The following is a 22,025-nucleotide window of genomic DNA, read 5'->3' on the forward strand; positions in this document are numbered from 1 at the left end:
CTGTCCGTGCGTTTTTGCTATCTGGGAGTGCGGGCAGTATATCAAGGATGGGGAGGGATTTTATGAAGCTGACAAAACTTCTAGAAAGAGTGGAGTATGAATGCGTACAGGGCAATACAGATATTGAGGTGACGGATATTGTCAACGATTCGCGAAAGGTGCGGGAAGGCTGCCTGTTTTTCTGCATAAAGGGCGCGGTTGCGGACGGTCATAAATATGCGGCGGAGGTGGCGCAGAAGGGCGCCGGGGTCCTGGTGGTGCAGGACGATGTGCAGGTACCCGGAGACGTTACAGTCATTAAGGTGGCGGACAGCCGCTACGCGATGGCGCTGATAGCGGCGGCGTGGTACGGGCATCCGGCGGAAAAGCTCAAGGTAATCGGCATTACCGGCACCAAGGGAAAGACGACGACCACCTATATGATTAAATCAATTCTGGAGGCTGCCGGGCACAAGGTCGGGCTGATCGGCACGATCGAGGCGATTATCGGAGATAAAGTGATTCCCGCAAGCAATACCACGCCGGAATCGACGACTATCCAGAAATATTTTGCGGAAATGGCGGAGGCAGGCTGCGACTGCGTGGTGATGGAGGTTTCCTCCCAGGGGCTGATGCTGCACCGCACGGTGGGTTTTACCTTTGAAATCGGTATTTTTACGAACCTTGAACCGGACCATATCGGACCTGCGGAGCACGAGAACTTCGAGGACTATCTGCGCTGCAAGGCGATGCTCTTTAAGCAGTGCCGTCACGGTATCTTCAACGCGGATGACGCGCATCTGGAGGCGATTCTGGAGGGGCATACCTGCGATGTGGAGACCTACGGATTCGGGGAAAAGGCGGATTTCCGGGCATCGGAGGCGCAGCTCGTCTCAAAGCCGGGCTATCTTGGCATTGCCTACCATGTGACAGGAAAGCGCAATTTCTTCGTGGAGATTGACATTCCGGGCAAGTTCAGCATTTACAATTCGCTGGCGGCAATCGCCGTCTGCGATTATTTCGGCGTGGAGGAAGAGAAAATGATTGCGGCGCTCAAAAAGGCGAAGGTGAAGGGTCGCATCGAAATGATAAAGGTTTCCGACGAATTTACGCTGATGATTGATTATGCGCACAACGCCATGAGTCTGGAGAGCCTGCTTACCACGCTGAAGGAATACAATCCGGGCAGGCTGGTCTGCGTGTTTGGCTGTGGCGGCAACCGCTCGCGCGCCAGACGCTTTGAAATGGGCGAGGTTTCCGGAAAATATGCGGACTTCACCATCATTACCTCCGACAACCCGCGCTATGAGGAGCCGGAGGCAATCATAGCGGATATCGAGACCGGTATCGCAAAGACCGATGGAAAATACATCAAAATCACTGACCGCAAGGAGGCAATCGCCTACGCGATCCATCACGGGCAGCCGGGCGACGTCATTGTGCTCGCCGGAAAAGGGCATGAGGATTACCAGGAAATCTGCGGCGTGAAGCATCCGATGGATGAACGGGTGCTGATAAAGGAGATATTGGCGGAGGATAAGGCTTGACGGAATCACTCTTTGCAGATATTATTGTAGATATTTCACATGAAAGGCTGGACCGGACCTTTCAGTACCGCATCCCGGAGGCGCTGCGCACAGAGGTGCGCCAGGGAAGCGTTGTGCGGATTCCGTTCGGAAAGGGAGGGCGCATAACAAAGGGCTATGTGATGAAGCTTACCGGGACGCCGGAGATTGAACCCTCAAGGATAAAGGATATCTGCGAGGTGGTGAGCGGCGATGCCGGCACATCCGGCGAGGACCGTCTGGTGGCGCTTGCCGCCTGGATGCGGGAGCGCTACGGCTCCACGATGGTGCAGGCGCTGCGCACAGTCATTCCGGTGAAACAGAAAATAAAGCCGCGGCAGAAAAAAAGCCTGCGTCTCCTGCTGGATGAAGAGCAGACACAGGAAAAAATCGCGTTCTATCGGCAGAAAAACCAGCGCGCAAGGCTGCGTCTCCTGGAGGCGCTGGAGGTGGAGCAGGAGCTGCCCTATGAGCTGGCGACGGGCAGGCTGAATATTTCCGCTGCCACGGTGAAGGCGATGGAGGAGCAGGGCGTGCTTGCCTGCGAGACGGTGGCGGTCTACCGCAACCCGGTACACCAGAGCGGCGCTTCCAATATCCGCATTCCTTTAAATGAGGAGCAGAGCCGCATTGTGGAGGATATCCGCAGAAACTGGGATAATCCGCAGCAGACCGTCTCCCTGATTCATGGGATCACCGGCAGCGGCAAGACAGAAATTTATATGGAGCTGATCGATACGGTGATCGCGCGCGGGCAGCAGGCGATTGTCCTCATTCCGGAGATTGCATTGACATATCAGACGGTGATGCGTTTTTACCGGCGGTTTGGCGAGCGGATTTCCATTATCCACTCCCGGCTCTCTGCGGGGGAGCGCTACGACCAGTTCCAGCGGGCGCGCGCCGGGGACATCGATGTGATGATCGGACCGCGCTCGGCGCTGTTTACGCCGTTTCCGGACCTTGGCATCATCATTATCGACGAGGAACATGAACCGACCTATCAGAGCGAGCAGACGCCGCGCTATCATGCGCGGGAAACAGCCATTAAGAGAGCGGAGCTGGAACATGCAAAGGTGATTCTCGGCTCGGCGACGCCCTCTCTGGAAGCCTACAGCCGGGCGCTGGATGGGGAATACGCTCTGTACACATTAAAGAAACGGGCGAAGAACAGCTCGCTTCCGGAGACGGTGGTGGCGGATATGCGGCGGGAGCTTGCGGAGGGCAACCGCTCCATTCTGGGAAGGACGCTGAAAAAAGAGCTGGAGCAGTGTCTGGCGCGCGGGCAGCAGGCGATGCTGTTTTTAAACCGGCGCGGCTATTCCGGCTTTCTGTCCTGCCGTGCGTGCGGTCATGTGCTGATGTGCCCGCATTGTGATGTCTCGCTGTCTCTGCATAATAACGGCAGGATGGTCTGCCATTACTGCGGCTATACAGAGAGGCGCCCGGCGCGCTGCCCCAAATGCGGCTCGGAATTTCTGAGCGGCTTTGGCATCGGCACACAGCAGGCGCAGGAAATGGTGGCGCGGGAGTTTCCGCAGGCGCGCATTCTGCGGATGGACATGGACACCACAAGAGAGAAGGATGGACACGAAAAAATCTTATCTGCCTTTGCAAACCGGGAGGCGGATATTTTAATCGGTACCCAGATGATCGTCAAGGGGCACGATTTTCCGGATGTGACGCTGGTGGGGATTCTGGCGGCGGATCTGTCGCTGTTTGCAGACGATTACCGGGCGTCGGAGCGCACCTTCCAGCTTATCACGCAGGCGGCGGGGCGTGCCGGAAGGGGAAAAGAACTCGGCAAAGTCGTGATACAGACCTACGACCCGGAGCATTACTGCATCCGCACAGCGGCGGCGCAGGATTACGAAAGCTTTTATGAGGAGGAAATCAGCTACCGCATGGTGGCGGGCTATCCGCCGGCGAGAAAGATGCTCTCCATTCATGGCACCTGCCGCGACGAGCAGCATCTCGGTGTGGCGATGGAGTATTTAAGGCGGCTGGCGGAGCGCATTTATAAAAACAGTGAGGGAAATATTATCGGACCTGCCCCGGAGAGCATTGCAAAGATACAGGAGGTGTACCGCAGGGTACTTTATATCAAAGCAGGAACGATGGAAGAGCTGACGGCGATCAAAGACCGTCTGGAACAATATATTGAGGCGAACGATGGCTACCGCAGTGTGGGCATCCAGTTCGATATGAATGAGTAGCTGCGCAGGCGCTGCCGGCAGAGAGGACCGGGAGAGAGCGGCGGCGCAGACAAAAAAAGGAGGAAAGAAGCATGGCAATCCGCAATGTGAGAATACAGGGAGATAAGGTACTGGAGAAAAAATGCAAAGAGGTAAAAGAGGTGACGCCGCGCATCCGCACGCTGATTGATGATATGTTTGATACCATGTACGAGGAGGGCGGCGTGGGACTGGCGGCGCCGCAGGTCGGCATTTTAAAACGCATCGTCGTTATCGACACGACGGGCGAGGAGCCGCATGTCCTGATTAATCCGGTGATAGAGGAAACCTCCGGCGAGCAGCGGGGCTATGAGGGATGCCTGAGCCTGCCGGGCAAGAGCGGTATCGTGACACGCCCGAATTACGTGCGCGTGCGCGCATTTGATGAGAATATGCAGGAGTACGTCCTGGAGGGCACAGAGCTGCTGGCGCGGGCCATCTGCCACGAATGCGACCATCTGGAAGGAATTATGTATACTTCGAAGGTAGAGGGGAAACTCTATGATAATTCTGAAATTCCGGAAGAGGAGGAAGAAGCATGAGAGTAGTGTTTATGGGAACGCCGGACTTTGCGGTCGGCACCCTGCGGGCGCTGATTTCGTCGCGGCATGAGGTGGCGGCGGTCTTTACGCAGCCCGATAAGCCGAAGGGCAGAGGAAAGTCGGTGCAGATCACACCGGTGAAGGAGGAAGCTCTTGCCGCCGGGATACCGGTATTCCAGCCGGTGCGCGTGCGCGAGGAGAGTGTGCTGGAGCAGATAAGGGAGCTTGCACCGGAGGTTATCGTCGTGGTTGCCTTCGGTCAGATAATTCCGCAGGCGGTGCTGGATATCCCCAGGTACGGCTGTGTGAATGTCCACGCTTCGCTGCTTCCGAAATACCGGGGAGCGGCGCCGATCCAGTGGGCGGTCATCAATGGAGAGGAATTTTCCGGCGTGACGACGATGCAGATGGACGCCGGGCTGGATACCGGCGATATGCTGCTGACGGAGAAGGTGGCGCTTGCGCCGGATGAGACCGGAGGCAGTCTGTTCAATAAACTGAGCGTGACCGGCGCACAGCTTCTGTTAAAAACGATGGATGCGCTGGAGAATGGCAGCGTGACGCCGCAGCCGCAGCCGGCGGAGAGTCCGACCGCTTACGCGGCGATGTTGAAAAAGACGGACGGCGAAATCGACTGGAGCAGAAGCGCCGCAGAGATTGAGCGGCTGGTGCGCGGGCTGAATCCGTGGCCGAGCGCTTACACGCATCTGAACGGAAAGACGCTGAAAATCTGGCGGGCAGAGCTGTATGAAAAAGATGGAGATGGCGCGTCCGGGGAAGCGGATGAAAAGAGGACCGCGGCAGAGAAAGCAGAGAAAGAGATGTGCACGGCGCCGGGCACGGTGGTAAAGGTGACAAAGTCTGAGCTTTGCGTGCAGACGGGAGACGGTGTGCTCTCTCTGACGGAGGTACAGCTGGAGGGGAAGAAGCGCATGGATACTGCAGCTTTCCTGCGGGGCTTCTCCGTGGCGGAGGGAGCGCGGCTTGGCAATTAAATATCTCCGGTACGGCGGGCGTGTGGGCGCGCTTCCGGTGAAAGCGCAGGCTGCACAGAACGGAGACGGAAAGGAGCATTTTATATGATGTTACTCAGCTATGCAAATAATTTTTACGGGTATGGTTACGGATATCGCGGATTATATTTTGACCCGACGATGATTCTGGCGCTCCTGGGGCTTATCCTCACGATGATTGCGAGCGCCGGGGTGAATTCCACTTTTGCAAAATACAACCGTGTGCGCTGTATGCGCGGCATGACGGGAGCGGAGGCGGCGCAGCAGGTGCTGCACGCGGCGGGGATCTACGATGTGCAGATACGCCATGTCAGCGGGAAGCTGACGGACCATTACGACCCCAGAAACAAGACGTTAAATCTGTCAGACAGCACGTTTTCTTCCAACTCGGTGGCGGCGGTCTGCGTGGCGGCGCACGAGTGCGGACACGCGGTGCAGGATCAGAAAAAATATGGACCGCTGGTGCTGCGCAGCACACTGGTGCCGCTGGCAAACTTTGGTTCCCAGCTTTCCTGGCCGGTGTTTGTGATCGGACTTATTTTCTCCCTGCAGCCGCTGGTGATGGCGGGGATCATCCTGTTTTCCCTGGCGGTGCTGTTCCAGCTTGTCACGCTGCCGGTGGAATTTAATGCTTCCTCACGGGCGCTGCGCATTCTGGAGGATACCGGGATGCTGGGCGCGCAGGAAATGACCGGGGCAAAAAAGGTGCTGCGGGCTGCGGCGATGACGTATGTGGCGGCGCTTGCAAGCTCCATGCTGCAGCTTCTGCGTCTCATTCTGCTCTCCAGGAGGAATGACCGTGACTAATATCGTAAACACGAGAGAAATTATTCTGGGAGCGCTGATGGCGATTACGGAGGAGGAACAGTACTGCCATATTGTCCTGCGCGATGTGCTTGCAAAGTACCAGTATCTGGAAAAGCGTGACCGGGCGTTTATTTCCAGAACGGTGGAGGGGACAATGGAAAACATGATTCAGATCGATTATATTCTGGAACAGTTTTCCACGGTGAAGGTGCAGAATATGAAGCCGGCTATCCGCAATATTCTGCGCATGTCCATCTACCAGATGCAGTATATGGACGGCGTGCCGCACGCTGCGGTCGTCAACGAGGCGGTAAAGCTGACGCAGAAAAAAGGCTTTTATACCCTGAAGGGGTTTGTAAACGGCGTGCTGCGGGCGGCGGAGAGAGGCATCGGAGAGGTGCGTTTTCCCGATGCGGAGCGCACGCCGCGCAAGTATCTTTCGGTGCGCTATTCGATGCCGGAGTGGATTCTGCAGAAATGGCTGGCGCAGTTTGATTTTGCAACGGTGGAGAAAATCTGCCGCGGGCTGTGGCAGGAGAGCCGCACCTGCATCCGCTGCAATTTAAGCCGCGCGCCGAAAGAGACGATTATTGAAAAGCTGCGCGAGCAGAACATCACGGTAAAAGAGGTACCGTATCTGCCCTACGCGCTGGAGATTTCCGATTACAATTATCTGCAGGCAATCAATGCCTTTAAAGAGGGACTTTTCCAGGTGCAGGATGTCAGCTCCATGCTGGTGGCGGAGGTGGCGGCGCCGAAATGGGGCGATTACTGTATCGACGTCTGCGCGGCGCCCGGCGGAAAGAGCCTGCATTTATCGGACAAGCTGAACGGGAGCGGCTATGTGGAGGCGCGCGACCTGACGGATTATAAGGTGTCGCTGATGCAGGAAAATCTGGAGCGCACGGGGCGGATCAATATGACCGCCATACGGCAGGATGCGACTGTATTCGACGGCGCTTCTGTGGAGAAGGCGGACATTCTTCTGGCAGACCTGCCCTGTTCGGGGCTGGGTGTGATCGGCAGAAAGCCGGATATCAAATATAAAATGACAGAGGCGAAGCAGCAGGAGCTTGTGAAGCTGCAGCGGAAGATTCTGGATACGGTGTGGTCCTACGTTAAAGTGGGAGGTACGCTGATCTACAGTACCTGCACCATCGGCGCGGATGAAAATCAGTACAACGTCAAATGGTTTCTGGAAAATTATCCCTTCCGTCTGGAGAGCATCGACCCGTATCTGTGCGACGCCCTGAAGAGCCGCACCACAAAGGCGGGATATCTGCAGCTTCTGCCCGGCGTTCACGGGACGGACGGTTTCTTTATCGCAAGATTTAAGAGGGTGAAATGATGGCGGACGGCATGAACAGAAAGGATTTACGCTCCCTGGGCTATGAGGAGCTGCAGCGGGAGCTGGAGGCGCTGGGGGAGAAACCTTTTCGCGCAAAGCAGATATATCAGTGGCTTCATGAAAAGCTGGCGGACGGGGTGCAGGAAATGACGAATCTTCCGGCAAAGCTGCGGGAGACGCTGGATGTCAGATATCTCTGCAGCAGCCTGGAAATGGTGGATGTACTGGAATCAAAGGCGGACGGCACGCGCAAATATCTTTTCCGTCTGCAGGACGGCAACGTCATCGAGAGCGTGCTGATGAAGTATCATCACGGAAATTCTGTCTGCATTTCTTCGCAGGCGGGCTGCCGGATGGGCTGCCGTTTCTGCGCGTCAACGCTGGGCGGTCTGACACGCAGTCTTCTTCCGGGGGAAATGCTGGACCAGATTTATAAAATCCAGAAGCACAGCGGAGAGCGCGTCTCCAATGTCGTGGTGATGGGCACCGGCGAGCCGCTGGATAATTATGAAAATCTGGTAAAATTTATACATATGTTAAGTGATGAGCATGGGCTCAACATCAGCCAGCGGAACATCACCGTCTCCACCTGCGGCATTGTTCCGAATATTTACCGGCTTGCCGCAGAAAAGCTGCAGATCACGCTGGCGCTCTCCCTTCATGCGCCGACGCAGGAGAAGCGCATGGAGCTGATGCCGATTGCCCGTAAATACGAACTTTCTGAGGTGATGGAGGCGTGTCGCGCCTATTTCCGGGAGACGGGGAGAAGGCTTACCTTTGAGTACAGCCTGGTGGGCGGCGTGAACGATTCGCAGGAGGATGCAAGAGAGCTTGCCGTTCTGCTGGACGGGCTGAACTGCCATGTGAATCTGATTCCGGTCAATCCCATTAAAGAGCGCAGCTTCGTGCAGTCGGAGCGGCGGGTGATCGCGGACTTTAAAACAAAACTTGAAAAATACGGAATAAATGTTACAATTAGAAGAGAAATGGGCCGCGATATCGGCGGCGCATGCGGTCAGTTGAGAAAAAGTTATCTGGACAGGACTGAAGGAGAGGAATAATCATGGAATCATATTGTATTACGGATGTTGGCCGCATCCGCAGCGTCAATCAGGACTACGTGTTCGCGTCCGATACGCCGGTGGGAAGACTGCCGAACCTTTTTGTCGTCGCAGATGGCATGGGAGGACACAACGCAGGAGACCGCGCATCCAGCTATGCGGTGGAGGTTTTTCTGAGGAATGTAAGATGGGAGCGGGACAAAAATCCCATCCGGATCATCCGCAGATCCATTGAAAAGGCGAATACAAAGGTGCTGGAGGAAGCAAATTCCAGGGAAAAATATCAGGGAATGGGCACCACGATGGTGGTGGCGACCATTGTGAAGGATATTCTGTATGTGGCGAATGTCGGCGACAGCCGTCTATATCTGATTGGCGGAAAGTCTATCCGCCAGATCACCAGGGACCATTCGCTTGTGGAGGAAATGATCCGCGCGGGCGGTCTCACCCGCGAGGAGGGACGCTATCATCCCGATAAAAACGTGATCACACGGGCTATCGGGGTGGAGGAGAGAGTGGCGATAGATTTTTTTGACGTGCAGGTGTCGAAGAATGACACGCTGCTGCTCTGCACGGACGGGCTCAGCAATATGCTGACGGACGAGGAGATGAAGCGGATTATTACGGAGGAGAGCAGCCTGCGCATTGCGGGAAAACGTCTGGTGGAGGCTGCCAATAAAAATGGAGGCTCTGACAATATTACGGCGCTTCTGGTCAGACCGCGCGGAAATGAGGTGAAAAAGTGTTAAAGGAAGGCATGTTTATACAGGGACGCTATGAAATCGTCGGGAAAATCGGAGCCGGCGGCATGGCGGATGTGTACAAGGCGAGAGACCACAAGCTGAACCGGTTCGTTGCAGTGAAGGTCTTGAAGAACGAGTTCCGTTCAGATAAAGCATTTATCACAAAATTCCGGGCAGAGGCGCAGGCGGCGGCGGGACTTGCCCATCCGAATATCGTAAACATCTACGATGTCGGTGAGGACCGGGATATCAATTTCATCGTTATGGAGCTGGTGGAGGGAATTACCCTGAAGGAGTACATCGCGAAAAAGGGCAGGCTCTCCGTGCGGGAGGCGACCAGCATTGCCATCCAGGTCTCACAGGGACTGGAGGCTGCGCACAACAGCGGCATTATCCACCGGGATGTCAAGCCGCAGAACATCATCATTTCCACGGACGGAAAGGTGAAGGTGACGGATTTCGGCATCGCGCGCGCGACTACCAGCAACACCATCAATACGACGGTGATGGGTTCGGTGCATTACAGCTCGCCGGAGCAGGCGCGCGGCGGCTACAGCGACGCCAAGAGCGATATTTATTCGCTCGGCATTACCATGTACGAAATGCTCACCGGGCATGTGCCGTTTGACGGCGATACGACGGTGGCGATCGCCATCAAGCATCTGCAGGAGGAAATCAAATCTCCGGAGATTTATGTGCCGAATCTGCCGAAGAGCACTGTGCAGATTATTTACAAATGTACCCAGAAAAGTCCGGACAGACGCTATGCCAATATGGCGGAGCTGATTTACGACCTGAAGGAATCGCTGATTAATCCGGACGGAAATTTTGTTCATATTGTGAGCGCCAGCAATACCGGGCGCACGGTCGTCATTTCAAAGGACGAGCTGGGAGCGATCAAGGAGGGCGCGCACAGCGCAGGCGCTGCGGAAGGAAATAAGGAACAGACGGGCGGCTACGGGCAGCCGGGCAGCGCGCCGGGCTACCGGCAGACGCAGAACGGACAGGGCTACGGGCAGCAGCCGGGCTATGGACAGCCGGGCGGAACCCAGGGCTACGGACAGCCGGGCAGCCAGCCCGGTTACGGAAAGCAGCCGTACGACCCCTACGGGCGCGCCTACGGAAATCGGGGTTACGGCTACCAGGATGAATATGACAGCGAAAACCGCTATCAGGAGGACGAGGAGGATGATGGCATTCTGAACCCGAAGCTGGAGAAGATTATGACGGTGGGCGGCATTATCGTCGCGATCCTGATTGCCTGTATTTTCCTGGGTCTGGTGGCGAACGCACTCGGTCTTATCAAATTCAGTCTGCCCTCGATCTTCGGGCAGAAGAGCCAGACTGAGGAGACGACGGAAGAGACGGAGGATTCGGAGCGCGAGACGCAGCAGACGGGCGGCTCGTCCCAGACGCAGAACAACCAGGTGCAGAACCAGACGCAGAGCCAGACACAGGAGACGCAGGCTCCGGTGCAGATCGTGGATGATGTGACGGAGAGCGAAACGCAGACAGAGAGCGAGACGGATGCGGTACTGCAGCGCGGTGACCCGGTGAGCGTGCCGGATGTTGCGGGGCTGGATTACGATACGGCATATGATATGATGATGTCGGCGGGCTTTTATGTGGAGCGCCAGGATGACGAGGACAGCGCGGCGGCGGGAACCGTCATAGACCAGAGCGTTACCGGCACGGCGGTGCCGGGCACGACAGTGATTCTCCGCGTGAGTACCGGCAGCTCCTCCGGGAACGGCACGGCATCCGGAGGTAACGCTGACGGCACCTGGCAGTGTAATGTGCAGCTTGAGGCGCCGCCGGGATATAACGGCGAGGATGCAAGGCTGGAGCTGGTGCAGGGCAATGATACGACAGTGATTGCGCAGGGATCTATCAGCTTCCCCTACGACCTGACAATGACAGGAAAAGCAGGCGAATCACAGGGCACGGTTAATTTTTATGTGATGAACAGCGTAACCGGACAGTATGAGCTGGTGGCGAATTACGCAGTTCCGTTTTCACAGGTAAACTGATTTATGCAGGGAAAAATTATCAGAGGAATTGCCGGATTCTATTATGTGCAGACGGAATCCGGCGTATACGAATGCCGGGCAAAGGGTATTTTCCGCAGGGACGGCATAAAGCCGCTGGTGGGCGACAATGTGGAGCTTAACGTTCTTGATGAGACAGAGCATACCGGCAATATCGAAAAGCTGCTGCCGCGCAGGAATGCCCTTATCCGTCCGGCGGTCGCCAATATCGACCAGGCGCTGGTCATTTTTGCGGCGGCAAAGCCGAAGCCGAATCTCAATCTGCTCGACCGTTTTCTGGTGGCGATGGAGAAGCAGTCGGTAAAGTCGGTAATCTGCTTCAACAAGCAGGATATTGTAGAAAAAGAAGCATGTGAGCGGCTGCGGGAAATCTATGAAAACTGCGGCTGCCGGGTGCTGTTTGTGAGCGCGCTTACGCAGGAGGGCTTATCCGGTGTGCGCGCAATTCTGAAAGGGAAGACGACGGCGGTCGCCGGACCCTCCGGCGTGGGAAAATCGTCGCTTGTCAATCTGCTCGTGCCGCATGCGCAGATGCAGACCGGGGCAATCAGCGAAAAAATTGACCGCGGGAAGCATACCACCCGGCACAGTGAGATACTGGCGGTGGACAACGACACGTTTCTGTGCGATACGCCCGGCTTCAGCTCGCTTTCCGTGTGGGATATGGAAAAAGAGGAATTAAAGGAATATTTCCCGGAATTTGCCCCCTGGCAGGGGGACTGCCGTTTCCTTGGCTGCACGCACACGCATGAGCCGGGCTGCGCGGTGAAGGCGGCGCTCGCGGAAGGGAAAATCAGCCGCCAGAGGTATGAAAATTACCTGGAAATGTATGACGAGCTGAAAAATAAGAGAAAATATTAATGATGCCAGGGATTTTGGAAACGCAAAGCGCGGAAAAGTCCGGGGAATCATATAAAAAGGGGAACGAATATGAAAAATTTACTTGCACCATCAATACTGGCGGCGGATTTCTGTGTGCTCGGAGAGCAGATCCGGGAGGCGGATGAAGCGGGAGCGGATTATATCCATATTGACGTGATGGATGGGATGTTTGTGCCGAGTATTTCTTTTGGAATGCCGGTCGTTTCCTCGATCCGCAGGGCAACCGGAAAGCTGTTTGACGTACATATGATGGTTCAGGACCCGGAGCGTTATCTGAAGGATTTTGCCGCCTGCGGCGCGGATTCCATCACAGTGCACGCCGAGTGCTGCCGTCATCTGGACCGCACACTGCAGGAAATCAGAGAACTGGGGCTGCGCGCGGGCGTCGCCCTCAATCCGGCGACACCGCTGAGCTATCTGGACTATGTGCTGGACAAAACGGACATGGTACTTCTGATGACGGTGAATCCTGGCTTTGGCGGACAGGCGTTTATTGAGAGCAGTCTGGAGAAAATACGGACGCTGCGCCAGCGCCTGGATGCACAGGGACTGGAGACGGATATCGAGGTGGACGGCGGCATCAACCGGAAAACGCTGCCGCGCGTGCTGGAAGCGGGCGCCAATGTCATCGTGGCGGGGTCTGCGGTATTTGGCGGCGATATCTGCAAAAATGTAAAAGAGCTGAAGGAAATGATGAAATGAAGACATTGATTATCGGCGGGGGCAATATCGATTCTGATTTTGCCCTTGCTTTTATGATTGAGAATCCGCATGATTTTGTGATCGCGGCGGACAGGGGGATGGAATTTCTGCGGAAGGCGGACCGTCTGCCCGACTGGATCGTGGGGGATTTTGACTCGGCGGCTCCGGAGGCGCTTGCCTGGTTTGAGAGCAGGGGCGTGCCGGTACGGAGATTCCGGCCGCAGAAGGATTCCACCGATATGGAAATCGCCATTCTGATGGCGCTGGAGCGCGGCAGCACGCAGATTACTATTCTGGGGGCGACCGGCACCCGGATGGACCATATGCTTGGCAGTATTAAGAATCTGTCGCTGGCGCTGCGGGCGGGAGTGCCGTGCAGTATTGTGGACGCCCACAACCGCATCCGCCTTGCGGATAAGCCGCTGACGCTGGAACGGCGGGAGCAGTACGGAAAGTACGTATCGCTCCTTGCCTTCGGGGAGCCGGTGACAAATCTTACGCTGCGCGGATTTTTCTACCCGCTTGACGGGTATACTATGACATGTGACGACGCCATCGGCATCAGCAACCAGATTACGGAGGACGAGGCGCAGATAAGCTTCGATGGCGGACGGCTGCTGGTTATAGAATCGCGCGATTAGGTGAGGGCAGGCTGCGCGTCCGGACGCCTGGCGGCGGAGCTGCCGGTGTGCGTGGGAACATCGTCTGTGACAGGAGCAGCATCCGGAGTAGCTGGCGCATTTCAGTTCATGTATAAAAGGAAGTGACCATATGGCAATACCAACCAGTATTAAAACGCTTCTATCAGGAGCGGTAGTTGAATGGGCGAGAGTTGAATTTAAAGAAACATGGGATGCAGCGGCATCTTTAAAATCAATATGTGCATTTGCAAATGATATTGATAACTGGGGCGGCGGATATATTGTTATTGGTGTACAGGAAGATAATGGCAGACCGGTTTATCCCTTAAAGGGAGTTTCGACAGATAAGCTTGATGCATATCAGAAAAACATATTTGCAAAATGTAAACTGCTCAGACCGGCTTATACACCGATAATTGGTATTGAGACATATCAGGACAGGCAATTTATTGTCATATGGTGTCCGGGTGGGGATAACAGACCGTATTCATCGCCAAAGACAATGGAAAAAGATAACAAAGAGCGTATTCATTACATTCGCAAGGCGTCGAATACAGTGGAGCCTTCGGATGATGAGGAAAAGGATTTGTTCAATCTTGCAAACAGAGTTCCATTTGATGACAGAGTAAATCATCAAGCGGAGCTGGCAGATTTAAATATTACATTGATTCAGAATTATCTCAAAGAGATAGGAAGCTCACTTTACGAAAAATCAAAAACGGAAGATTTTACGGAATTATGCAGTGATATGAATATTATCAGTACACTTCCGGAATACGTAAAACCCAAAAATGTAGGTTTAATGTTTTTTAGTATGGAGCCAGAACGATTTTTTCCCTGCACGCAGATTGACATTGTGCAGTTCCCGGATGGATTAGGTGGTGACAATATTATAGAAAATACATTTAAAGGACCGATTCATCAGCAGCTTAGAGAAGCATTGCAATTTATTAAGAATTCAATCATAACGAAGAAAATTATGAAAAGCGCGGATAAGGCAGAGGCGGACTGGGTGTTTAATTATCCGTATGCGGCATTGGAAGAAGCACTGGCGAATGCTGTTTATCATCGTGCGTATGATATAAGGGAGCCGATTGAGGTAAGAGTTGAAAAGGAAATGATTGAAATTGTAAGTTTTCCAGGCCCGGACCGCTCCGTTACGCAGGAAGGATTAAAACGATACAGAGTATCAAACCGCAGATATAGAAATCGACGGATTGGGGAGATTCTCAAGGAACTGCATTTGACGGAGGGCAGAAACACTGGATTTGGTAAAATACTCAGAGCACTTGAAGAGAATGGGTCTCCTAAGCCGGAGTTTGAAACGGACGATGCTCATAGCTATTTTATTTCAAGAGTGTTTGTTCATAAGGCATTCCTGAAGAATGACGAAGTGGATGATAAACAAAAAGGAGCTGAAAAGGAGCCAAAAAAAGGAGCCGAAAAGGAGCCAAAAAAAGGAGCCGAAAGAAAGCAGGATATATTGTATAGAATGGCAGAGAATCCTGCAATAACACAGGTGAAGCTTATGGAGGAGTTCGGACTTACAAGAAAACAGGTTCAAAGGGTTATAAAAGAACTGCGGGAAGCTGGCTTGCTTGAAAGAGAAGGTTCTAACAGAAGTGGGAAATGGATTGTGAAGAGGTAATATACAAATATACCTTATGTGGAAAATATAAGCTTAACGTGCCGCTGGAAGCCAAATGCTGTCGATTCCTGTCAGAAATCGACGCACGGAAATACTTGCCAGCTTGTCGTATTTTGTGCTAAACTGTTCCATATTAGAAAAATATGTAATTATGTAGTTTAAAAATATCAATTTTCAGGAGGATAAATAGATGAAACTCGGAATCGTGGGGCTTCCGAATGTCGGAAAAAGTACCCTGTTTAATTCCCTTACAAAAGCGGGAGCAGAATCCGCCAACTATCCGTTCTGCACGATTGACCCGAACGTAGGCGTGGTGGCGGTGCCGGACGAGCGTCTGCAGAAGCTGGCAGCGCTGTACAACTCTGTAAAGGTGACGCCGGCGGTGATTGAATTTGTCGATATCGCCGGTCTGGTAAAGGGCGCGTCCAAAGGCGAAGGGCTTGGCAACCAGTTCCTTGCAAACATCCGCGAGGTGGACGCCATTGTGCATGTAGTGCGCTGCTTTGACGACCCTAACGTCATTCATGTGGACGGCAGCGTCGACCCGGTGCGCGACATCGAAACCATCAATCTGGAGCTGATTTTCTCGGACATCGAGATACTGGAGCGCAGGATCGCCAAGGTCTCCAGAGGCGCACGCAACGACAAGGCGCAGGCGAAGGAGCTGGAGCTGCTGAACCGTCTGAAGGAGCACCTGGAGCAGGGCAGATTGGCAATCACCTTTAAGACGGATGATGAGGACGAGCAGGAGTGGCTCTCCGGCTACAATCTGCTCACCGGAAAGCCGGTCATTTTTGCGGCAAACGTGGCGGAGGACGACCTGGCGGACGACGGCGCCTCCAACAAATACGTGCAGGAGGTGCGGGAGTTTGCAAAGGAGCAGGGCAGCGAGGTATTTGTTATCTGCGCGCAGATAGAGCAGGAAATCGCGGAGCTGGAGGAGGACGAAAAGAAAATGTTCCTGGAGGACCTGGGAATCGCCCAGTCCGGCCTGGAAAAGCTGATTCAGGCGAGCTACCATATCCTCGGTCTGATCAGCTATCTCACCTCCGGAGAGCCGGAAACGCGCGCCTGGACGATTAAAAAGGGTACCAAAGCGCCGCAGGCGGCAGGAAAGATACATTCGGATTTTGAGCGCGGCTTTATCCGCGCCGAGGTGGTCAACTACCAGGACCTTCTCGACTGCGGCAGCATCGCGGCGGCGAAGGAAAAGGGTCTGGTGGGACTGGAAGGAAAAGATTATGTGGTGAAGGACGGGGATGTGATTCTCTTCCGCTTCAATGTGTAAGCGGTTCTTTGCCGGTGAAAAAATGGAGTGATGAATTTTGAGTGAACGGACGATTCTTTTTCCGAATCTGGGAATTACCCTTCAGAATGTAGGAAAAACAATCAATCTATTCGGATTTGAAATCGCGTACTATGGAATCATCATTGCCCTTGCGATGGCGTGCGGAATCGCATTGCTGCTGCATGTGGCGAAAAAGACCGGGCAGAATGACGACCAGTATTTTGACGTCAGTCTGATTACGGTTATCACGGCGCTTCTGGGCGCAAGAATCTACTACGTAGTATTTTCCTGGGAATACTACAAAGACAATCTCCTGGAAATCCTGAATTTCCGGGGAGGCGGACTGGCAATTTACGGGGGCGTGATAGCAGGCGCGCTCACCGTGTGGATCTACACGCGGGTAAAGAAGCAGAACTTCGGTCAGTTCGCAGATACCATCTGCGTCGGACTTGTCCTGGGGCAGGTTATCGGCAGATGGGGCAATTTTTTCAACCGCGAGGCATTCGGAGGCTATACGGACAACCTGCTGGCGATGGCTCTCCCGAAGGAAGCGGTGCGCGCAGGTGAAATCACGCAGGAAATGCTGGAGCATATACAGGTAATCGACGGAGTGGAATTTATACAGGTGCATCCTACCTTTTTGTATGAATCCCTCTGGAATCTGGCTCTGCTTATCTTTCTGCTGTGGTTTACCAGCCGGAAACATTTTCACGGTGAAGTGTTTTTGCTTTACCTCACAGGTTACGGCATTGGCAGGGCATGGATCGAGGGGCTGCGGACGGACCAGCTTCTGCTGCCGGTGGTAGGTATCCCGGTTTCGCAGATGCTTTCCGTACTTCTGGCAATCGCCTCAGTGCTCATCATTGCCGTTCGGAGAAGAAAGGAAAGGAACCAGAAAAAAGATGAACCAAATCGAAAGTCTGAAAGTACAGATTGAAAAGGAACGCCGGAAACTGGAGGAAATGCTCAGTACCATGTCACTGACAATGGAGGATGTGCTGACGCAGAGCAGAGAGCTGGACAGATTGATGGAGGAATATATCGGTCTGACCAACTAAAACAAAAAAACACAAGATAATGTGCGCGGGTTTGCACCAGAGACAACATATGGAAAAGTGCCTGGAAACAGGCGCTTTTTTTGTTGCCATGCATGCGACAAAAACGTCCAGTGGACGTTTTTTAGCTGCCAGAGCATCCGGAGGAAGCTGCCTGCGGCAGGCCCGGAAAGTGCAGAAGTTTAAAAAAAAGAAAAAAAACACTTGTCATTTCCCTGAATCTGGTCTATTATTAATGTGTAAGTGGAGAGAAGTGGTGGATTGTGGTACAAAATGGGTGGAAAATCCCAGCAATCCCAATCCGCATCAGAGGGATGCGGTACGAAAGCAGGTGTGTCATATGTTCATGGGTGAATACAATCATGCAATAGACACCAAAGGCAGGCTGATCATCCCCTCCAAATTCAGAGAAGAGCTTGGAGAAGAATTTGTGGTTACAAAGGGATTGGATGGCTGTCTGTTTGTATTTCCCAATGATGCATGGCACGAATTTGAGGAAAAGCTTCGTGCGCTTCCGCTTACTAATAAGAGCGCAAGACAATTTTCACGTTTCTTTGTGGCAGGCGCTACGCCGTGTGAGCTGGACAAGCAGGGGAGAATTCTTCTACCGGGAACGCTTAGAGAATTTGCTGGTCTGGAGAAGGACGTGGTACTGACCGGGATGCTCAACCGGATTGAGATATGGAGCAAGGAAAAATGGAGCGAGAATAATTCGTACGATGATATGGACGAAATCGCAGAACAGATGACAGATATCGGGCTTGTCATATAGCCGGGGGAGGACTGTATGGAATTTAAGCATACCTCTGTACTTCTGGGAGAGACCATAGATGCTCTGAATATTAATCCGGATGGAATCTATGTGGACGGTACCCTGGGCGGCGGCGGACATTCTTATGAGATATGCAGAAGACTGTCCGGCAGGGGACGGCTGGTCGGCATCGACCAGGATGCGGCTGCAATCGCAGCGGCATCGGAGCGCTTAGGGGAGTTTAAAGATAAAGTAACGATTATCCGCAGTAACTACTGCGAGATGAGAGAAAGACTGGCTGGCATAGGAGTGACAGGCGCAGATGGAATTATTTTGGACCTTGGTGTTTCCTCCTACCAACTGGACACGGCAGACCGCGGCTTTACCTACCGGGAGGACGCACCGCTCGATATGAGGATGGACCAGCGTCAGACGCGCACGGCGAAGGACATTGTGAACGGCTACAGCGAGATGGAGCTATACCGCATCATCCGCGATTATGGAGAGGACCGCTTCGCAAAGAACATCGCAAAGCACATCGTGCAGGCACGGGAGGAAAAACCACTGGAAACAACTGGGGAGTTAATTCATGTGATAAAAGCGGCGATACCGATGAAAGTCCGAGCGGTTGGAGGGCACCCGGCGAAAAAGACATTCCAGGCAATAAGGATTGAGTTAAATAATGAACTGGGAGTTCTGTCAGATTCACTGGATGATATGATAGAACTTTTGAATAATAAGGGACGCATTTGCATCATTACATTTCATTCGCTGGAAGACCGTATTGTTAAAAATGCCTTCCGCAAAAATGAAAATCCCTGTATCTGTCCGAAAGAATTTCCGGTATGTGTGTGCGGCAGAAAGCCGAAGGGGAGAGTCCTTACCAGAAAACCAATTCTTCCGGGCGAAGAGGAAATGAAAGAAAACAGCAGGTCAAAGAGCGCAAAGCTGCGTGTTTTTGAACGCGAAATTTAGGAGGAAGCAGTATGGCTGCACCGCGCAGAACGGTAAATCAGAGGCAGGGTACGCGTCAGCATACCGACCGCCGTTATACAACTACATATATAGACGGCAACGTGGTGCGCCATATTCAGACCGCTCCGGGGCAGGAGCGCCAGCAGCGCGCGCGCAGAGCGCAGACGGTAAATACCCGCAGAAACCGCGAGAGGGCGACGAGCATGACAATGCCGTATGTGGCATTTCTCACTGTGGCGGCAGTCGCGACCGTATTTTTGTGCGTGCAGTATCTGCAGCTTCAGGCGCTCGGCACGACCTACCGCAGCGATATCGCGGCGCTGGAGAGCACTTTAAGCGAGGCAAAGCTTGTAAATGACAGCGCGTATGAGGAGGCGATTTCTTCCGTGAGCATGGAGGAAATCAAGGAGATTGCGGTAAACGAGCTTGGCATGGTTTATGCAAACGAGGGACAGGTGATTGTCTACAGCAGCCAGGACAGCGATTATGTCCGGCAGTATAATGAGATTCCGTAAGCTGCAGAATACAGTGAAGGGTGAGCAGATGGCAGCAAGAAAAAAAAGAGAACAGAAATTTACCAGAGAAATGCAAATAAAGCTTATGGCGATATTTGCATTCATTTTATTACTGCTTGTTATTTTAAATTTTCTTATCGCTTATATCAATGCGAAGAGCGGTGACCAGTACGCAAAGGTCGTGTTGTCGCAGCAGACCTACGACAGCAAGACGATTCCTTACCGCAGAGGGGAAATTCTGGACAGGAACGGCAATGTTCTGGCGAAAAGCGATAAGGTATACAACGTGGTGCTGGACTGCAAGGTGATTAACAGCTCGGAGGACTATATAGAGCCGACCATCCGGGCGCTCACGCAGGTCTTCGGCCTGGAGGAGGCGGATGTGCGGAACCGTATTTCCAGTGAGGAGACGAAGGACAGCCAGTATCAGATAGTAAAATACGGGATTACGCTGGAGGAAAAGCAGGCGTATGAGGATTACACGGACCTCTCTGAGGACCGCAGCCTTACACAGGCGCAGCGGGAAGAGCTGGAGAATGTGCAGGGCATCTGGTTTGAGGAGGATTATGTGCGCTCATACCCGATGGACAGCGTCGCCTGCACGGTGCTGGGCTTTTCCAATTCCCTGAACGACGGTATTTTCGGACTGGAAGCCTATTATGACGACGTCCTGAACGGCGTCGACGGAAGAGAGTACGGCTATCTGAATTCGGACCGGGAGCTGCAGGAGAATATTATCGACCCGCAGAACGGAAATAATGTCGTATCGACCATCGATGTCAATATCCAGCAGGTGGTGGAGAAATACATCGCGCAGCTTGAGGAGGAAAATAAAAACGGACCGCAGGAGAGCACGCAGGGACACGCCAGCAAAAACACGGCGGTGATTGTGGCGGACCCCAACACCGGCGAGATTCTGGCGATGGCGACGGATAAGAGCTTTGATTTAAACGACCCGCAGGATCTGTCGAGCTGGTACACGGAAAAAGAGCTGGCGGCGATGACGGACGAGGAAAAGTCGGAGGCGCTGAATGAAATGTGGTATAATTTCTGCGTTTCAGAGGCGTTCGAGGTCGGGTCCACCTACAAGCCAATCGTGGTGGCGTCAGCGCTCGACAGCGGCAGCATCACGACCAGCTTCGGCGTCACCTGCAACGGTTATCTGCAGCCGGTGGCGGAGGAGGATGCCATTGGCTGTACCGGCATCCACGGGGAGGAATCGCTGGGAGACGTTCTGAAAAATTCCTGCAACCCCGGCATGATGACCATCGGTATGGATATGGGCGTGGAGACATTCTGCGAATATCAGGATATTTTCGGTTTCGGAAAACGGACCGGTATTGATTTGCCAAACGAAAATTCCGGTTCCCTTCACGGAGTAAACAAGATGGGAATCATGGAGCTCTGCACCAGCTCCTTCGGACAGGGCTTTACGGCGACGATGGTGCAGGAGCTGGCGGCGTTCTGTGCCGTGGTGAACGGCGGCTATTATTACAAGCCGCATGTCGTGAAGCAGATTCTCGACGAGGATAACAGCGTGGTTTCCAATATCGAGCCGCTGCTGCTTTCACAGCCAATTTCCACGAAAACCTCCTATCAGCTCCGCGAGTATCTGGAGCTGGTAGTTTCGGAGGGTACCGCGACAGACGCGCAGATTGCAGGCTATGATATCGGCGGAAAAACAGGAACGGCGGAAAAGCTGCCGCGTGGAAACGGAAAATATGTAATTTCCTATATCGCTGCGGCGCCGATCGACGACCCGCAGGTGGTGGTTTACGCGGTCATTGACGAGCCGAACATTGAAAACCAGGAGGACGGCAGCTACACGAAAAATCTTGTGAAAAATATTATGCAGGAAATCCTGCCGTATATGGGCATTTACCCGACCGGGGAGCTTACCGAAGAGGAGGAGCAGAGCCTTGGTATGCAGGTGGATACACAGCCGCAGACAGAAATGGAAGTGCAGTATGTGTACGACGAGTGGGGCAATCTGATGTATGATGAGACGACCTGGGAGCCGCTTACCGAGCTGGTACCGGTGGAGGTAACAGAAAGCGGATATGAGGCGGACAATGTGTACGGCAATGTCACGCCGCCGGAGCAGTCGGACGACGGCACGGTGGACGAAAACTGGGCGGACGGCGCCAGCCAGGAAGAGCTGATATACGATGATGCCGGATGATGAGTGTCTGAATCCGCAGCGCGTCCGGACGGACGGAAGAGACAGGCAA

General features: G+C 53.6%; 20 protein-coding genes. All 20 read left to right on the top strand.

The annotated features are described in order from the left end of the window. The first annotated feature begins 62 nt into the window (after nt 1-62). The 20 genes from NQ534_RS15520 to NQ534_RS15615 all read left to right on the top strand — a co-directional run bounded on the left by NQ534_RS15520 (nt 63) and on the right by NQ534_RS15615 (nt 21,976). Complete coding sequence (locus NQ534_RS15520; RefSeq protein WP_040783853.1) at nt 63-1,526, top strand: UDP-N-acetylmuramoyl-L-alanyl-D-glutamate--2,6-diaminopimelate ligase; 1,464 nt, start codon at nt 63-65, stop codon at nt 1,524-1,526. Then, the gene (priA, locus tag NQ534_RS15525) at nt 1,523-3,757 is read left to right on the top strand and encodes a replication restart helicase PriA (protein WP_006862678.1); all 2,235 of its coding nucleotides are present in this window, start codon (nt 1,523-1,525) and stop codon (nt 3,755-3,757) included. Before NQ534_RS15520 ends, priA begins: the two co-directional genes overlap by 4 nt. Nucleotides 3,758-3,828: 71 nt before the next feature. Continuing rightward, nucleotides 3,829-4,317, top strand: a complete 489-nt coding sequence (gene def, locus NQ534_RS15530) for a peptide deformylase (RefSeq protein WP_006862679.1) — start codon at nt 3,829-3,831, stop codon at nt 4,315-4,317. After that, on the top strand, nt 4,314-5,312 hold the full coding sequence (gene fmt / locus NQ534_RS15535) for a methionyl-tRNA formyltransferase (RefSeq protein WP_006862680.1): 999 nt from the start codon (nt 4,314-4,316) through the stop codon (nt 5,310-5,312). Before def ends, fmt begins: the two co-directional genes overlap by 4 nt. Nucleotides 5,313-5,396: 84 nt before the next feature. Then, nucleotides 5,397-6,137, top strand: a complete 741-nt coding sequence (locus NQ534_RS15540; protein WP_006862681.1) for a zinc metallopeptidase — start codon at nt 5,397-5,399, stop codon at nt 6,135-6,137. Further along, entirely contained in the window at nt 6,130-7,485 is a 1,356-nt protein-coding gene (gene rsmB, locus NQ534_RS15545) for a 16S rRNA (cytosine(967)-C(5))-methyltransferase RsmB (RefSeq protein WP_040783926.1), read from the top strand. Before NQ534_RS15540 ends, rsmB begins: the two co-directional genes overlap by 8 nt. 11 nt (nt 7,486-7,496) lie before the next feature. Continuing rightward, nucleotides 7,497-8,546, top strand: a complete 1,050-nt coding sequence (gene rlmN / locus NQ534_RS15550; protein ID WP_040783929.1) for a dual-specificity RNA methyltransferase RlmN — start codon at nt 7,497-7,499, stop codon at nt 8,544-8,546. Between the two features lie 2 nt (nt 8,547-8,548). Next, nucleotides 8,549-9,295 carry a Stp1/IreP family PP2C-type Ser/Thr phosphatase gene (locus NQ534_RS15555; protein ID WP_006862684.1) on the top strand — a complete coding sequence of 249 codons (747 nt, stop codon included), beginning with the start codon at nt 8,549-8,551 and terminating at the stop codon, nt 9,293-9,295. Further along, nucleotides 9,289-11,319 (top strand): Stk1 family PASTA domain-containing Ser/Thr kinase, encoded by a 2,031-nt coding sequence (gene pknB / locus NQ534_RS15560; protein WP_006862685.1) that lies wholly within the window; start codon nt 9,289-9,291, stop codon nt 11,317-11,319. Before NQ534_RS15555 ends, pknB begins: the two co-directional genes overlap by 7 nt. Nucleotides 11,320-11,322: 3 nt before the next feature. Then, nucleotides 11,323-12,198 carry a ribosome small subunit-dependent GTPase A gene (rsgA, locus tag NQ534_RS15565; RefSeq protein WP_006862686.1) on the top strand — a complete coding sequence of 292 codons (876 nt, stop codon included), beginning with the start codon at nt 11,323-11,325 and terminating at the stop codon, nt 12,196-12,198. Between the two features lie 69 nt (nt 12,199-12,267). Further along, a complete protein-coding gene (gene rpe / locus NQ534_RS15570; RefSeq protein ID WP_006862687.1) occupies nt 12,268-12,921 on the top strand; it encodes a ribulose-phosphate 3-epimerase in 654 nt (217 codons plus the stop codon). Continuing rightward, a complete protein-coding gene (locus NQ534_RS15575; RefSeq protein WP_006862688.1) occupies nt 12,918-13,562 on the top strand; it encodes a thiamine diphosphokinase in 645 nt (214 codons plus the stop codon). Before rpe ends, NQ534_RS15575 begins: the two co-directional genes overlap by 4 nt. A gap of 130 nt (nt 13,563-13,692) precedes the next feature. After that, complete coding sequence (locus NQ534_RS15580; RefSeq protein WP_006862690.1) at nt 13,693-15,210, top strand: RNA-binding domain-containing protein; 1,518 nt, start codon at nt 13,693-13,695, stop codon at nt 15,208-15,210. Between the two features lie 190 nt (nt 15,211-15,400). Then, nucleotides 15,401-16,498 carry a redox-regulated ATPase YchF gene (gene ychF / locus NQ534_RS15585; RefSeq protein WP_006862692.1) on the top strand — a complete coding sequence of 366 codons (1,098 nt, stop codon included), beginning with the start codon at nt 15,401-15,403 and terminating at the stop codon, nt 16,496-16,498. Between the two features lie 37 nt (nt 16,499-16,535). Continuing rightward, complete coding sequence (gene lgt, locus NQ534_RS15590; protein WP_006862693.1) at nt 16,536-17,435, top strand: prolipoprotein diacylglyceryl transferase; 900 nt, start codon at nt 16,536-16,538, stop codon at nt 17,433-17,435. Continuing rightward, entirely contained in the window at nt 17,401-17,556 is a 156-nt protein-coding gene (locus NQ534_RS15595) for an aspartyl-phosphate phosphatase Spo0E family protein (protein WP_006862694.1), read from the top strand. Before lgt ends, NQ534_RS15595 begins: the two co-directional genes overlap by 35 nt. 337 nt (nt 17,557-17,893) lie before the next feature. Beyond that, nucleotides 17,894-18,325, top strand: a complete 432-nt coding sequence (gene mraZ, locus NQ534_RS15600) for a division/cell wall cluster transcriptional repressor MraZ (RefSeq protein WP_040783859.1) — start codon at nt 17,894-17,896, stop codon at nt 18,323-18,325. A 15-nt stretch (nt 18,326-18,340) separates the two neighbouring features. Next, on the top strand, nt 18,341-19,279 hold the full coding sequence (gene rsmH / locus NQ534_RS15605; RefSeq protein ID WP_006862697.1) for a 16S rRNA (cytosine(1402)-N(4))-methyltransferase RsmH: 939 nt from the start codon (nt 18,341-18,343) through the stop codon (nt 19,277-19,279). Between the two features lie 11 nt (nt 19,280-19,290). Then, a complete protein-coding gene (locus NQ534_RS15610; protein WP_006862698.1) occupies nt 19,291-19,794 on the top strand; it encodes a hypothetical protein in 504 nt (167 codons plus the stop codon). A gap of 28 nt (nt 19,795-19,822) precedes the next feature. Further along, nucleotides 19,823-21,976, top strand: a complete 2,154-nt coding sequence (locus NQ534_RS15615; protein ID WP_040783932.1) for a peptidoglycan D,D-transpeptidase FtsI family protein — start codon at nt 19,823-19,825, stop codon at nt 21,974-21,976. Nucleotides 21,977-22,025 lie beyond the last annotated feature (49 nt).

It is taken from the genome of Marvinbryantia formatexigens DSM 14469 (assembly GCF_025148285.1).
GTDB lineage: Bacteria > Bacillota > Clostridia > Lachnospirales > Lachnospiraceae > Marvinbryantia > Marvinbryantia formatexigens.